This window comes from Leucobacter musarum subsp. musarum (assembly GCF_001273845.1).
GTDB classification, from domain to species: Bacteria; Actinomycetota; Actinomycetes; order Actinomycetales; family Microbacteriaceae; genus Leucobacter; species Leucobacter musarum.
In genome coordinates this window covers 531,063-545,170 of the sequence record NZ_JHBW01000087.1, presented here as the reverse complement: position 1 = coordinate 545,170, position 14,108 = coordinate 531,063, and the positions used below count along the sequence as shown (strand labels likewise).

At 64.6% G+C, this 14,108-nt stretch carries 11 protein-coding genes and 2 tRNA genes; 6 read left to right on the top strand and 7 right to left on the bottom strand.

All coding sequences use genetic code 11. The features are described 5' to 3' along the window. Nucleotides 1-9: 9 nt before the first annotated feature. Nucleotides 10-2,337: a putative bifunctional diguanylate cyclase/phosphodiesterase gene (locus CH42_RS11515; protein WP_053353276.1), complete on the top strand. Its 2,328-nt coding sequence runs from the start codon at nucleotides 10-12 to the stop codon at nucleotides 2,335-2,337. A gap of 36 nt (nucleotides 2,338-2,373) precedes the next feature. On the opposite strand, the gene CH42_RS11510 is transcribed toward CH42_RS11515, so the two are convergent. After that, entirely contained in the window at nucleotides 2,374-3,153 is a 780-nt protein-coding gene (locus tag CH42_RS11510; protein WP_053353275.1) for a hypothetical protein, read from the bottom strand. Nucleotides 3,154-3,475: 322 nt separating this feature from the next. On the opposite strand from CH42_RS11510, the gene CH42_RS11505 reads away from it, so the two are divergent. Further along, nucleotides 3,476-4,246 (top strand): hypothetical protein, encoded by a 771-nt coding sequence (locus CH42_RS11505; RefSeq protein ID WP_053353274.1) that lies wholly within the window; start codon nucleotides 3,476-3,478, stop codon nucleotides 4,244-4,246. Further along, the gene (locus tag CH42_RS11500; protein WP_053353273.1) at nucleotides 4,243-5,190 is read left to right on the top strand and encodes a ThiF family adenylyltransferase; all 948 of its coding nucleotides are present in this window, start codon (nucleotides 4,243-4,245) and stop codon (nucleotides 5,188-5,190) included. Before CH42_RS11505 ends, CH42_RS11500 begins: the two co-directional genes overlap by 4 nt. A gap of 120 nt (nucleotides 5,191-5,310) precedes the next feature. Here CH42_RS11500 and CH42_RS11495 read toward each other — a convergent pair. From CH42_RS11495 to orn, 4 genes are all read right to left on the bottom strand, one after another. Next, nucleotides 5,311-5,386 (bottom strand) — tRNA-His (locus tag CH42_RS11495). Nucleotides 5,387-5,518: 132 nt separating this feature from the next. Continuing rightward, on the bottom strand, nucleotides 5,519-6,943 hold the full coding sequence (locus tag CH42_RS11490; protein ID WP_053353272.1) for a mechanosensitive ion channel domain-containing protein: 1,425 nt from the start codon (nucleotides 6,941-6,943) through the stop codon (nucleotides 5,519-5,521). A gap of 1 nt (nucleotide 6,944) precedes the next feature. Beyond that, a complete protein-coding gene (locus tag CH42_RS11485) occupies nucleotides 6,945-9,113 on the bottom strand; it encodes an adenylate/guanylate cyclase domain-containing protein (RefSeq protein ID WP_053353271.1) in 2,169 nt (722 codons plus the stop codon). Nucleotides 9,114-9,183: 70 nt separating this feature from the next. Beyond that, a complete protein-coding gene (gene orn / locus CH42_RS11480) occupies nucleotides 9,184-9,837 on the bottom strand; it encodes an oligoribonuclease (RefSeq protein WP_075205352.1) in 654 nt (217 codons plus the stop codon). Nucleotides 9,838-9,978: 141 nt separating this feature from the next. On the opposite strand from orn, the gene def reads away from it, so the two are divergent. Then, the gene (gene def, locus CH42_RS11475; protein ID WP_053353270.1) at nucleotides 9,979-10,542 is read left to right on the top strand and encodes a peptide deformylase; all 564 of its coding nucleotides are present in this window, start codon (nucleotides 9,979-9,981) and stop codon (nucleotides 10,540-10,542) included. 7 nt (nucleotides 10,543-10,549) lie between these two features. Here the strand turns inward: def and CH42_RS11470 are convergent, their stop codons facing one another. Beyond that, nucleotides 10,550-11,770 carry an MFS transporter gene (locus CH42_RS11470; protein ID WP_053353269.1) on the bottom strand — a complete coding sequence of 407 codons (1,221 nt, stop codon included), beginning with the start codon at nucleotides 11,768-11,770 and terminating at the stop codon, nucleotides 10,550-10,552. Nucleotides 11,771-11,835: 65 nt separating this feature from the next. On the opposite strand from CH42_RS11470, the gene CH42_RS11465 reads away from it, so the two are divergent. Together CH42_RS11465 and CH42_RS11460 are read left to right on the top strand one after the other, a co-directional pair. Beyond that, complete coding sequence (locus CH42_RS11465; protein ID WP_156322542.1) at nucleotides 11,836-12,456, top strand: PadR family transcriptional regulator; 621 nt, start codon at nucleotides 11,836-11,838, stop codon at nucleotides 12,454-12,456. Continuing rightward, nucleotides 12,453-13,949, top strand: a complete 1,497-nt coding sequence (locus tag CH42_RS11460; protein ID WP_053353268.1) for a DHA2 family efflux MFS transporter permease subunit — start codon at nucleotides 12,453-12,455, stop codon at nucleotides 13,947-13,949. Before CH42_RS11465 ends, CH42_RS11460 begins: the two co-directional genes overlap by 4 nt. Nucleotides 13,950-14,015: 66 nt before the next feature. Here the strand turns inward: CH42_RS11460 and CH42_RS11455 are convergent. Further along, nucleotides 14,016-14,088, bottom strand: a tRNA-Arg gene (locus tag CH42_RS11455). Between the last annotated feature and the right edge of the window lie 20 nt (nucleotides 14,089-14,108).

The window sequence follows — 14,108 nt, the reverse complement described above, 5'->3', positions numbered from 1 at the left end:
AATGGGGTCGTGGTGGGACGCGAAGCAACGACGGCGCGAGACCGAGTTTTCGCTGCGCCGTTCATCGTGATCGCGATCGTCGCGGTCGTCGTCGGCGTCGTGGCGCTTGCCGGATCAGAGCCGAGATCCTGGACGCTGGTGCTCACCGTGATCGCCAGCGTGATCATCTGCGGGCCGTTCCAATTGCGCATCGGGTACGACCGCGGATACCCGGTCGTCGGCGTGTCCATTGTGATGCTCGCGATCGAGCCGATGCACGGCGCGCCGTTCCTTGGCATCTCCGTCTGGGCGATCGGCGTGCTCATCTCGCAGTCCATCATGCGGCGCAACGTCGTGCACGCTTGCTACCTCACCGGCGTGAGCACGCTCGGCGCCTGCGCATTCGTGGGAGTGCGGATCGGCCTCGCCGCGCTCGACATCTGGTTCATCGTCGCTTTCGTGCTGGCGACGGCGGCCTACTACTCCGTATTCTTAATCGTCGAATTCGTTCGCCAACGCACGCGATCCGCATCCGACCGCAGCGTCATCACCTCGGCGGTGCGTCCGTTGCGGGTCGTCGTCGTCATCTGCATCGTCGCCGCAGCGGCCATTCTCATCAACTACTTCGATGCGTCCGTGATCTCCTGGCTCGAAGGCGACCCCAACGTGAGTCTGACCCCGTTCGTGGTGCTGCTCGCCGGATCGATCTTCTACGTGCTCGCGCAGCGCTCGCGCTCCGATGACGTGGAGGCCCGTCTGCACGCCGTTGTCGATGCGGCCATCGAGTTCCCCCGGCAAAGCGGTGAAGCGCTTGCAGGGGTGCTGCGCGACCGCGCACAGGCGATCGTGCACGCCGACGAGGTCGAACTGCGCGGTGGCGCCCCCGAGCGCCGAGAGATCGGTGCGCCCGTGCGCGTTGAGTCGGGCGTCGATCAGTTTCTCGTCGCGTCGGGCAAGGTCGGTGGGGGCACGTTCAGTCGCGATGACGAGCGCACCCTCTCGACGCTCGCACACCTCGCCACCGAGGCGGCGCGCATGCAAGAGGAAGTCGACACGCTCGAACAGCGGGCGAACAGCGATCCGCTGACCGGCCTGCCCAACTACGGCGCCTTTCAGAAGGCGCTCGTCGAAGCGAACGAGCACCGTCCCTATCACGAGGGCATCGCCCTACTCTTCCTCGACCTCGATAACTTCAAGAAGTTGAACGACAATTACGGCCACCGCGCCGGCGATGAACTGCTGTGCGCGATTGCGCGCCGACTGCAGCGTGCGGCCGGCGGTGGCGACTTCGTCTCACGCGTCGGCGGCGACGAGTTCGTGGTCATTCTCACCGGTCTCGTCTCGATCGATCAGGCGAAAGATTCGGCCGATCAGATCGTTGCTGCGCTCAGCGAACAGATCGATCTCGAAGGTCACCTCATGCGGCCCGTGGTGAGTGCTGGCTTGGCGTTCTCCAGCCACCGGGAGATCGATGCGCAGTCACTCGTCGAAGACGCTGATCGCACAATGCTGCACGCGAAGCGCACGCGACGTCAGGGGAGCGTCGTTGAGAGCAGCAGCGTGAGTGTCTCCTCGCATCGTTCGACGCGTCTGAACGAAATTGTCGCGCGTGCGATTCGAGACAACCGGTTGATGCTCGCGTTCCAGCCGATTGTCGACATGTCGACCAATCGTCTGTGGGCGTTCGAAGCGCTGACCCGCTACGTAGACCCTGAACTCGGCCCGATCTCGGCGCCCTCGCTCATCGCTCGTGCGAAGAGTCTCGGGCTCATGAATGAGTTGACGCAGCAGGTCATCCGCAAAGCGCTCGATGCCGCTGAGCAGTTTCGCGCGATCGAACCTTCGGTCGAGTGCATGACGGTCAACCTCGAGCTCTGGCAGATCAGCGAGAACCAGCTCGGTCCGTTCATCCGAGAAGCCGCGCAGGCCTACCCGCATATCAAGCTGTGCATCGAGCTCAACGAGCGGTCGCTGCGCACCGTGACCGATGATCTGCGGCGCGACGCCGAGCGCCTGCAGCGCGCCGGAGTGCTGCTCGCACTCGACGACTACGGCTCCGACGACTCCGTCGTCGGCGCACTTGTGCACTTTCCGATGGACATCCTCAAGATCGACAAGGGCCTGATCGACAACCTCGACGATGCGCGACAGCGAGAGGTCATCAAGGCATTCCAGTCGTTCGGCGACAACTTGGGGCATCGCGTGATCGTCGAGGGGATCGAGAGTCGAGAAATGGCCGAGATTCTCATCGACCTCGGCGTGCGCGATGCGCAGGGCTACTACTTTGGTCGTCCGGTCACCCTGGCGCTGACGCTGGATCGACTGCGTCGCCGAGGCATGGTCGCCGACATCTCCTAATCATCGATTGTGAGTGCCGCTGAGCGGCACCCACCGTCAGTAGGAGTTGTTCTCTGAAGGCGGGGTGACGTCGACGCCGGAACTCAGGCGTGAAATCGCCTCATCGGCATCGAACTCAGGGTCGCGCTCGATGAATGCGTCGACGACTCCCATGAAGGAGAGCGCGGAAACCGACCACGATTCGGCTTCGGTCTCGGTCTCGCGAGTGAAGTGGGCCTGTACGAGCGACGGAACCGTCGCACGCACGATGCCGAGGCCCTCGATGACCGAAGCTGCGGCGACGACAAACGGCTGGTAGTCGTTGTGGAACATCGGTTTGAGTCGATAACCCACGGTTGGCAGCACATTGCGGTAGAAATTCTCCATGGTTTCGACGAACGACATTTCGCTCGCGCGCAGCGCATCGAGCACGCGCGTACGGGCTTCGCCATCTGGCCACGCCGTGATGGTCGTCGAGAGGGCGGCGTAGGTGCGCCACTTGCTGGAGGCGGTGATGACATCGAAGTTGTACTCCGCAGCGGTGCGGATGATGTCGATGAGTACGCTGCGTCGGCCTTCGACCGACCGCAGGTCGCCGACCCGCATGCTGAGGTACTGCCACGTCGTAAGCAGCGTCTCGGTGTCGGCTCGGTCGATCTGCGCTTGATTCGCGAGTTCGGTGAAGAGATCGGCGAGGAACGCCTCGTGCGTCGGCCAGGCCTGCGCGAACTGCTTGATACTGACGCCGGCGTTGCTCGCGATCTGTTCGATCAAACCAGCGGTAACACCGAGGGTCAGGCCGACCGACTCGACGTGCTGCACCGCAGCAGAGAGCATTCTCGAACGCGCGTCATCGAAGCCTGGGCGGGAGCGCACACTGCTCGCCCGGTTCCAATTCTCTCCCTGCACCGTTCCCCCCATCGTCGACGACCGTAGTTGCCACATGCTATCACTCGCGTGTTTCTGTCAATTCAGGCGCGCGCGTTATGCCATGAGTTCGCCGTATCTCGTATCGCGACTCGCCGGACATTGCATTCCGTGCATTGGATATCGCAATTGGTGCAAAATGAGAGTACACAGGAGTCGTTCGCGGTCATCGCCCGGGGATTCATGATTTCCATGGCCGTCACAGCTATGTAGCCTCAGGAGGGCCCCGGCGTTGTCTCATATCGACCGTTCTGTCACGAATCACGACGTCATTCCCGTCGTCGATTCTGACGTCTTCGCTGACAACCCGGCATCGCGCCTGGCCGTCGGCCTCATCGCCGTGCATGACGTGCCGCTTCCCGGGTTCGAGCGAGAGTACCTCGCGCACTTCGATCTGCGCCGCAGGGTGTACGTCGATCAGACCGGACAACTTGATGCGAGCGAGCTCCAAGAGGACGGTACCGACCGAGATGCCGATGATGCGCGATCTGCCACGTTTGCCGTGTTCGAGAATCACGCTGACGGAGTGCGTGTGATCGGCGTGTCGAGACTCATCATTCGCGGTGAGGATCACCCGCTGCCAGTCGAAGACTTCTGCCCTGATTCGTTCAGCCCTGGCGACCTGAACACCGTGAGCGTCGAGGTCTCCCGAGTGATTGCGCGGCACGAAAAGGCCGTGATGCAAGAGATGGCGCAGTGGCACCTCTTCGCCGTCATGCTGGCCTACGTCGCCAATCACGGTCTTGAGCGGACCTTCGCCATCATCGAGCCTTGGCTTGAGCGGCATCTCCACGGTTCCATTGCGATTTCGCGCATCGGTGAGCCTCGCTACGTGGAGCACTACCTTGACTACAACCTGCCCATCGAGATCGACATTCCGGCATCGGCTGAACGCGTCAATGCGCGAGGTGGAGACTTCATCGATCAGTATCGGGCGGCTGAACCCGGCATGCTGTTCGTGGGGCGTGCTCCGAAGCGTGTACTCACGGAGCCGGCGCTGTGACGAATCGAGCTGCGCACGAACTCGAGTTCGCGCGTAATTACGGGTTCTGGAGTGAAGACGAGCAGCTGGCTCTGACGAGATCCCGCGTCGCGATCGCTGGCGTGGGCGGCGTCGGCTTTCAGCTCGGGCTGAAGCTCGCGCGCATGGGCGTGAGCAGCTTCAGTATCGCCGACCCTGAAGTCTTCGAGCCCGAGAACGTGAACCGTGTTGACGGCGCGGTGCACTCCACGTTCATGCGAAGTAAGGCCGAGGTGTTTCGTGAGCGGCTGCACGACATCAATCCTGATGCGGCGGTCGACCTCTTCACCGACGGCGTCAACGCCCATAACGTGCAGGAATTCATGCACGGTGCCTCGGTCGTGCTCGACGAGACCGAGATGACGATGCCCGACATCGGAACCCTCGTCGCTCGCGAAGCCCGCCGAATCGGTATCCCGGATGTGCTTGCGATGAACATCGGGTTCGCGGCCCAGGTCACCTCGTTCGATCCGCATTCCGCGTGGACCTTCGAACGCTACCGGGGCTTCAGCGACCGGGCGCCGCTCGACGAAATCGCCGAGCTCGGTGTCGACTTCGCCCGATGCCTGCCCTATATTCCGGCATATACCGACCTGCGATCGCTCGCGACGGTGCAGGGTGACGACGCGCACGCTCCGGCGTCTTTGCCCTCGATCTCGATCGGCGTCGACGTGGCGTCAGCGCTGGCGAGCACCCAGGTGTTCCTGCATCTCACGTCGAAACTCGGCAATCGTCGACGCAAACCCATCTGGGCGCCTCGCGTTGCGTATACGGACACGTACGATTTGCGCACGCGGGTCGTGCGCGCGGGGAAGTGGTCGCACCTGCGGCACCTGCTGAGCGCAGCACTGCGTCAGAAGGCAGGCCGCAATCCGCTGGCGAGTTACACGCACGACGATATCGCTCGTCGCTCGGCCGCGCGCTGAGCGAGTCGCGGGGGAGGTCATCAGCTGGCCCCCGCGCTCGTCGCTCTGCGTGTGCGTGAAAACACACAACGAAGCCCGTCTTGCAACTGGATTCCAGTGCGAGACGGGCTTCGTATTTCTTGGGGTGGCTAACGGGACTTGAACCCGCGACCACCGGCACCACAAGCCGGTGCTCTACCGACTGAGCTATAGCCACCATGCTGTTCTGGCCCGCCGAAGCGAACCAGGCAACCGTATCATCATAACCCAATGCCGCGATCGAACGCCAATCCGTGCGGCCCCCACGGCGTCTCGGCGTGTTGCGCGAGACCGGGGGCCGCATTCGCGGTTACGTGCGTCGAATGATGCCGCGATTGATGCCGATCTGTTGCGCGGCTTCGGCGGCCAGCTTGCGCTTGAGATCGAGTGATTCGCCGATCTCGGCCGCCAGCCGCGGTCGTGACGCGATGAGTGCGTCGATCGTGTCGATGGGCAGCGACAGTACCGTCAGAATTTCACCAGCGACCACAACTGCGTGAGACGGCTCACGCGTCAATGCCGTCAGTCCGACGAGGTCTCCCGGCCCAGCAGAGGTGAACTCCAGGCGCCCGCCGTCTGACTCGAGCGCCACCGATGCGCGGCCAGACACGACCACCTGCACCGCATTGGGGACCGCGCCGGTCGGCAGAACGACCTCGCCCACACCGTAGCGTTCAAGTCGCGCGGTCTTCCGCACGAGTTCGCGACCATCTTCGCGAAGATGCAGCGTCGGTGCAACGAACTCAATTGCAGCGTCCAGGCGTTCGGGCTCGGCGATCGGATCCGTGGAGTCGCCGTCGAGCGCGAAACCACGCCGGCGCGCTGCGTACCAGAGCCATGACAGGTACAGCGTCTGAGCTCGCTGCGCATCCGAGGGGCCATCGACTGGAATCGAGACCTCGAACGCCGCGTTGCCCGAGTATTCGACCGTTGCGCTCTCGCTGCGGCGTTTCAGGGGCAGCGCATTCGCCACTTCGACCAGGAGCGCCATGACCTCGTGAGGCGGATCATCCGTCGTGAACTTCACTGCGGACGTCGCGAAGTAGGGGCCGGCGGGTTCGCTGAGGTTCGTGAACGACGCACCTGAGAGGGTAGAGTTCGGCACGATTTGAATGCCGGATCCGGTTTCGATGTGCACCGCACGCCAGTTGACCTCGACGACCCGACCGCGCACGCTGCCGGTGTCGAGCCAGTCGCCGATCTTGAACGGCTGCTCGAAGAGCAGCAGCAGGCCCGAGATCACACCACCAACCGCGTTCTGTAGCGCGAGGCCGATGACGATCGACGTGACGCCCAGTGCGGCGAACAGGCCGCCAACGTCGGCCTCCCACACCCACGAGAACAGAATTGCGAGGCCGACGACGACCAGCACCAGACGTGCGATCTCGATGAAGATCGACGGAATACGTTCGCGCCAGGATCCGGGCTTCGCGTTCGCGAAGAGCGCCGCGTTGAACGACGACAGCACGAGGAGGATCAGCAGGAAGCCGAAGACCGTCGCAGCGACGCGCACCCACACGAGTTCGGCGGGGGAGGTGATCGCGAATGCGAGCAGGGCGAAGAGCGCACCCGACGGGATGACCCAGTTGCGAAAGAACCGCACCGGCCCCGCAAGCGGGTGACGTCGACGCGTGAGGAACGAGATGAGCTCCGTGAGTCCGACAAGTACCACGGGCACACCTACGGCGAGAACGATGATCCACCACGTCCAGGCCTGAGCGAAGAGATCAGCCATATCAGGCGACCTTCCAGACCGTCTCGTGCTCGCCGCGCGACTCGACGGTGCCGGCCTCGACGTACTCGAAGATCTCCTGCGTGCGGTTGTACACGGTCTGGCTCACGTACACGCCGGGGTCGCCCGTGACCGAGCGCACTCGGTAGGCCAGGCTCACGGCATCGCCCCACAGGTCGTAGGCGAGGGTTGTGCGAGCGACGAGGCCGCTCGTCACGGTGCCGGTGTCGACGCCGGCGCGCACCGAGATCGAGGAACGGTTTTGCGCATTGAAGCGCTCCACGACCGTCAAGAGTGACTTCGCGAACTCCACGCTGCGGCGCACGTTGTCGACACGCGGCACGACGAGACCTGATGAGACGAGGTAGCCGCCGCGCAGCGTGCGCACCTTCTCGACGCCGGCCTTCTCGGCCGCTTCATCGAACGCGCGCATCAGCGTGTTGAGCTGGCTGATCTCCTCCTCGGGCGTCAGGCCGCGAGCGTACTCGTCGAAGCCGACAAGTTCCGCGAACGCCACCGAGACGTTCTCGTGCGCCTCGCTGATGGCTTCGTCGCCCTGCTTGTAACGGGCGGCGACGCTCTCGGGCATCAGGGTGTGCAGCAGCTTCTCGTTCTCGACGCGCTGCTCGTCGATCAGATCCTGCTTCAAGCGCAGGCTCGACGCCATGTCGTTGAATGCGCTGCCGAGGCCGCCGAACTCGTCGCGGGACGCATCGGGTACGCGCACGTCGAGGTCGCCTTCGGCGATGTGGTGCGTTGCATCGACCAGGCGGCGGATCGGGCGGGTGAATACCTGCGCGAGCACGAGCGAAAGAAGCGACACCGCGACGAGGATGCCGAGCAGCGAGAGCAGCACGTTGCGGGTGAACGCGGCGACTGGGGCGAACGCTTCAGACGTGTTGATGCGCGCGACGATCATCCAGTCGACGTCTTCGATGTCGAGCGGTGCGTACGCCGAGATGCTCTCCTTGCCCACGTAGTCGCGGCCGACGAGGGCGCCGCTCTCGCCGGCCTTCGCCGCCTCGATCGCGGGGGTGTTGATCTCCTGCAGCATGGTGGTGCCGCCCACGTCGATGATGCGCTCGGCAACCGCGGGGGAGTTGCCCCCGTCGACGGCCAGTTGAGCGTAGTTCTCGGGATCCTCGATGAGCAGGCGCGAGTTGCTGCGCATGAGGTTGTCGCGACCGACCAGGTAGACCTCGCCGGTATCTCCGAGGCCCTGCTGCTTCCACTGCTCGTTGCCGGTCATGACGTTATTGATGCGATCGATGGAGACCTGGTAGGCGAGCGCCCCCGTGATACCCGTATCGTTGCCGACCGGTGAGATGACCCAGACTGCGGGCACGTTCAGTGAGGGAATCCAGCGCTCGAAGTCGGTCATCATCACGGTATCGACTGAGTTCGTCGCGATGGCCGCGCGGTACTTCTCTGCGAATGAAGTGTCGCGATACGGGCCCGAGTTGAGGTTGGTGCCGAGTTCGACGCCCTTGAAGGCCGAATACACGACGTCGCCGTCGAGGTTGAGGAGGAGCGCGTCCTCGTACCCGGCCTGATCGATGAGTCGGGTGAGATAGTCGCCGTAGCGGTCGGCAGCGGCCGAGTAGCTCGAACCGTCGCCCGAGTCGTTCGCGCGCAGCTGAGCATCGTAACCCGCGTCATCGAGCGTTTCGTTCTTGATCGTGTACTGCATCTGCAGATACTTGCCCGCAGTGGAATCGGGAATGAACGCCTCGTCGCCGTAGGCGTGATCGGCGCGCTTCTCGAGCTCGGGAATGAACGTGTCGCGATAGTAGTCGCTGAGTTGCGCATCCTGGGCCTCGGTGAGGGCAGGGCGATCCTGCAACTCGTCGAAAGCAGTGTTCATCTCTCGCGAAAGCGTCTGTGCGCTCAAGTTGCGCGACTGCAGGGACGCATCGAGTCGGATCGTCTGGATCGCGGTCTCGATCTCCGTAGCGCGCATCGACCGGATCGTCGTGACCTGATCGATCGCGGAATCCTGCAGCGACTGCCGGCCATTCACGAATCCGATCGCACCAACGACAATCGATGAAATCAGGCTCACGCCCAGCAGCATGATGAGCAGCTTCGACTGAATACTCAGCCCGCCGAACTGCCGTTTCCGTCGTGGTGTCGATCCATCCGCGAGAGTTGCGGCGGTACTGCTGTCACTCATGCATCCCCCAATGCTGTGGGCACGCATTGCCCAATCCAGGTTTAACTGTAGTGGGCGCAGGGGAGTGGGACTACTGCTGTTCGGGCTCGGTCTGCTCGGTGTCGATGAGGCTCGCGTAGCGCTCGATCGCGGCGCGCGAGAGCTCGGTTGCGGCCGCCTTGTCGGGTCCGGGCTGCGCGACCATCACGGCGTCGCGGAAGTAGGCGAGCTCCTGAATGGACTCGGCGATATCGGCGAGCGCACGGTGCCCTCCGCGCTTCTCGGGCGCTGCGAAGTATCCGGCCGGGTACCAGCGGCGGCTGAGCTCCTTAATGGTCGATACGTCGACGCTGCGGTAGTGCAGGCGCTCTTCGAGCGTCGGCAGGTACTTCGCAATGAACCGGCGATCCATGCCGATCGTGTTGCCGGCGACGAGCGGGCGACGGCCGGCCGTGACGAACCGCTTCAGATAGTCGATGACCTGCTGCTCGGCGTCGGCGAGGGTCGCGCCACTGGCGATCTTCGGCAGCAGCCCCGACTTCTCGTGCATCGTGCGCACGAAATCATTCATGTGCGCGAGTGCGGCTTCGCCGGGATTGATCACGATCTCGAACCCGGCGTCGAGCGGTTTCAGGTCGAAATCAGTGACGATGACCGCGATTTCGCAGAGCCCATCGGCATCGACGTCGAGGCCTGTCATCTCGCAGTCGATCCAGACGATCTGGTCCGCTGGCGTGTTCGGCACGATTGCTCCTCGCTGCTGCGTAGCGAGCGTCGGTGATCGCTCGCAATCGCTCCAGTCTAGTCGCGTGCATTCGGCTGCTGGATCGCCTGGCGGGCTTGAGGGCGGCGCGTCTGGCACGGGCGACGCCGTAAACTGGCGGGCATGGCTGTTCTTCCCATCGTGATCTCTGGCGAGCCCGTACTGCATCGTCCTGCCGCCCCAGTCACCGCATTCGACGACACCCTGCGCACGCTCGTCGACGACATGTTCGAGACGACGGTTGCGGCTCCGGGAGTCGGGCTGGCAGCGCCGCAGGTGGGCGTCGACCAGCAGGTGTTCGTCTGGATCTATGAGGACCAGGACGAGGCGCCCGAGCGAGGCGTTGCGATCAATCCCGAACTCTGGATCACCCCCGCGGAACCGGGACTGCCCGACGATGACGAGATCGAAGGGTGCCTGTCGTTTCCGGGCGAGCGGTTCGCCCTGCGCCGGTCACCGCGAGCACTGCTGCGCGCACAAGACATCGATGGCGAGCGCTACGAGGTCAGTGCATCGGGGTGGTTCGCGCGCATTCTGCAGCACGAGTTCGATCATCTGCAGGGGCTGCTGTACGTCGACCGACTCGTGCACCCGGAGAATCGCGGTGCCCAGAAGGCGCAGCGAAAGAACGGGTGGGGCAAGCCCGGGCTCAGCTGGCTTCCGGGGGTCGACGACCTCGAGGGGTGACCCGAGGTCAGGCTCGTCCCGGCGTCCCCGTGTCATCGAGCAGTGGTCGTGAGGCCGGCGCCAGCGACCATGCGATCGCCGCGACGGCGATGAGTGCAGCGGTGACGCCGAACGCCCAGCCGAAACCGGCGATGTCGACGATGGCGCCCGCGATCAGCGGGCCGAGTACGCCGCCCAGATCGCTCATCATCGAGTAGCCGGCAACGACGGCGCCGCCTCGTCGGCCTGCGAGCACATCGGCGAGCACCGCTTGCTGTCCGGGATTCACGAGAGCCGACCCGGCGCCGGCGACGAACATGATGACGATGGCAGCCCACAGCACGGGCGCGGCGGGAAACGCGGCGTAGGCGGCGGTCAGGATGACGCTTCCGCTGACCAGCAGCGGTTTGCGGCCGACCGTGTCGTTCCATTTCCCGGAGGGGAAGATCAGGAGCGCGTTTCCGGCAGCGTAGGCGGCGAGCACCCAAGCCGCCATGGTTGCGTCTCCGTGGAAGGTGACGGCGACGAGGATCGGGATGACCGAGACGCGCACGCCGAACGACGACCATCCGAAGGTGAACACCGACCAGAGCAGCGTTCGATACTGCGGAATGCGAAGCGCCGCACCCAGCGTGAGCTCCGCGCGTTCGTCGTGGGAGCCGCGCGGGGTGCGGCCGGCAGTCGCAGAGCGACGGAGTGCGATCGCGACGACTGTCGCCGCTGCGATCAGGGTGAAGAAGTAGCAGACAAACGGTGCGCGGAGACCGAATACGGCGACCGCCCCACCGAGTACCGGTCCCAGGAGCCCGCCGAGCAGGAAGCCGGCGGCGTTCACACTCGCCACGCGCCCGCGGGCGTGAGGCGGGCTGACCTTGATGAGCAGTGCGGTCGCCGCGACGGTGAACATGGCGGAGCCGATGCCGCCGATGCCACGGAGCACGAGAAACTGCGGGTAGCTGACGGCGAGTGCGGCGGCACCTGTTGAGCCGGCGACGACCAGAATGCCGATGATGTAGGTGCTGCGCTCGCCGAGTCTGCCGACGACCCAGCCCGCGAGCGGTGCCGACACGAGTCGCATCAGTGCGAATGCACTCACGATGGCGGATGCGGCGAAGCTCGACACGTCGAATTCGAGCGCGAATTGAGGGATCGCGGGCGCCACCACGCCGTAGCCGAGCGCCACGGTAAACCCACCGGCAACCAAAGCCCAGACCTCGAAGGGGAGTTTCTGGCGTTGGGGAACGGGCACCTCAGGATCCTACTGGTCGAGGTTCGCTGTTCGGAGTGGTATATTCCATGTGGACTAATTGGGGGATGATGATGAATCCGAAGCTGACGCCGCTCGGCGTGATGCTCCTCGCGCTGCTGCGCGAGGGTGACATGCATCCGTACGAGATGATGCGATTGCTGCGCGCCCGCGAGCGCGATCGGCTGTTGAAAGTCACGAATGGCACGCTCTACCACACGGTGGCGCGACTGCTCGAGCACGGGCTTCTCGAAGAGATCGGGGTAGACCGCGACGGCAACCGGCCCGAGCGCACGACCTACGCGCTGACCGACCGCGGCGACGCAGCACTGGTGACCTGGGTGCGTGAGCAGCTGCCGCGGGTGGATCGCGCGACCGACTTCAGAGTGGCTCTCGCCGAGGCGCACAACCTCACGCGCGAAGACGCCCTGATGCTGCTCACCCAACGACGGTCCGCACTTGCCGAAAGCCTGAAGCACGCCGAGCAGGCGCTCGACGCGGCGACGGCAGCGCACGCGCCGATGCAATACGTGATCGAAATCGAGCGAACGGCCGCGATGAGACACGCCGACCTGCAGTGGTTGCAGACGCTGTTGCAGCGTCTGGCTGATCCCGCATTCCCTTGGGGCCCTGGCGCCTCACCACACACTGAGCACTACTTGCAACTCCGAAAGGCAGCACGGCAATGACCGACACCTCCAGCGCAGCGACCCCTGCGGCGGCGACCGGCGCGTCGCACACCGCACCGCGCAGCCCCTGGCCCGCGCTCTGGGCGATGATCATTGGCTTCTTCATGATCCTCGTCGATACGACGATCGTCTCGGTCGCGAATCCCGCGATCAAAGCGGCACTCGACCCCAACACCAACAACCTCGACAACGTCGTATGGGTGACCAGCGCCTACCTGCTGGCGTACGCCGTTCCCCTCTTGATCACCGGCCGCCTAGGCGACCGCTTCGGGCCGAAGAACGTCTACCTTGTTGGCCTCGTCATCTTCACCCTCGCCTCACTCGGGTGCGGGCTCTCGGGCTCGCTCGAGTGGCTCATCTTCTTCCGTGCGGTGCAGGGCATCGGCGCGTCGCTCATGACGCCGCAGACCATGGCCGTGATTACCCGCACCTTCCCGCCCGCTCAGCGCGGCGCGGCCATGGGTCTGTGGGGTGCCACCTCTGGCGTCGCGCTGCTCGTCGGCCCGCTCGCCGGCGGACTGCTCGTCGACGGCCTCGGCTGGGAGTGGATCTTCTTCGTCAACCTGCCCGTCGGCATCATCGGCTTCGTACTCGCCGCGATCCTCGTGCCGCAACTCGACACCCACGAGCACAAGTTCGATCTGTTCGGCGTCCTCCTCTCGGCCGTCTCGCTGTTCCTCATCGTGTTCGGCCTCCAAGAGGGCGAGAAGTACGACTGGGCCGCATGGATCTGGGGCACGATCGCAGCGGGCGTCATCGTCATGGGGCTCTTCATCTGGCAGCAGGCGAAGACGCGGAGCGAGCCCCTGGTGCCGCTGCGACTCTTTACCGACCGCAACTTCTCGATCGCAAACATCGGTATCTCCGTCGTCGGCTTCGTCGTCACCAGCATGACGCTGCCGATGATGTTCTTCATCCAGCTCGCGCGGGGTCTCACCCCCACGCAGTCGGCACTGCTCATGGTGCCGACGGCGGTTGCTGCGGGCGTGCTCTCGCCGCTCGTCGGTCGGTTGCTCGATCGCGTCGACGCTCGCTTCTTGCTCGTCCCCGGTCTGCTGCTCGTTTCGGGCGCGCTGTTCTGGTACTCGGCGCTCATGAACGCCGACACCCCGATCTGGGTCTACCTGCTGCCGTCGTTGCTCATCGGTGTCGGCAACTCGGGCATGTGGGGCCCGCTCGCCACCACGGCGACGCGCAACCTCGACCCGCGCCAGGCAGGAGCCGGAGCCGGCATCTACAACACGACCCGCACCATCGGATCGGCGATCGGCTCGGCGGCGATCGCCGCGTTCATCCAGGCGCGACTCGAAGCGAACCTGCCCGGGGACGCTGACGCGTCGGGCGGCATCGGTGGCGGGCAGCTGCCCGCACAGATCGTGCCCGGATTCTCCGACGCGATGTCGCAGACGCTGCTGCTCCCCGCGATCGTGATGCTCGTCGGCGTCGTCGCGGTGCTGTTCCTCGAGCGCCCGAAGCACCTCGCGCGCGGCTAGCTCGAGATCGAAGAAAACGCGCTCGCACCCCTCAGGTCGACGGGGTGCGGGCGCGTTGTTCATGTGTGCCCCCGGCAGGATTCGAACCTGCGACCAACGGATTAGAAGGCCGTTGCTCTATCCACTGAGCTACGGGGGCAGCCCTACGAGCGTACACCG

Bases quoted from the DNA above. Each gene is read 5' to 3' on its own strand.
- CH42_RS11485 (WP_053353271.1), bottom strand. From the start codon at position 9,113: ATGAGTGACAGCAGTACCGCCGCAACTCTCGCGGATGGATCGACACCA.
- CH42_RS11490 (WP_053353272.1), bottom strand. From the start codon at position 6,943: ATGGCTGATCTCTTCGCTCAGGCCTGGACGTGGTGGATCATCGTTCTC.
- CH42_RS11465 (WP_156322542.1), top strand. From the start codon at position 11,836: ATGATGATGAATCCGAAGCTGACGCCGCTCGGCGTGATGCTCCTCGCG.
- def (WP_053353270.1), top strand. From the start codon at position 9,979: ATGGCTGTTCTTCCCATCGTGATCTCTGGCGAGCCCGTACTGCATCGT.
- CH42_RS11460 (WP_053353268.1), top strand. From the start codon at position 12,453: ATGACCGACACCTCCAGCGCAGCGACCCCTGCGGCGGCGACCGGCGCG.
- CH42_RS11510 (WP_053353275.1), bottom strand. From the start codon at position 3,153: ATGCTCTCTGCTGCGGTGCAGCACGTCGAGTCGGTCGGCCTGACCCTC.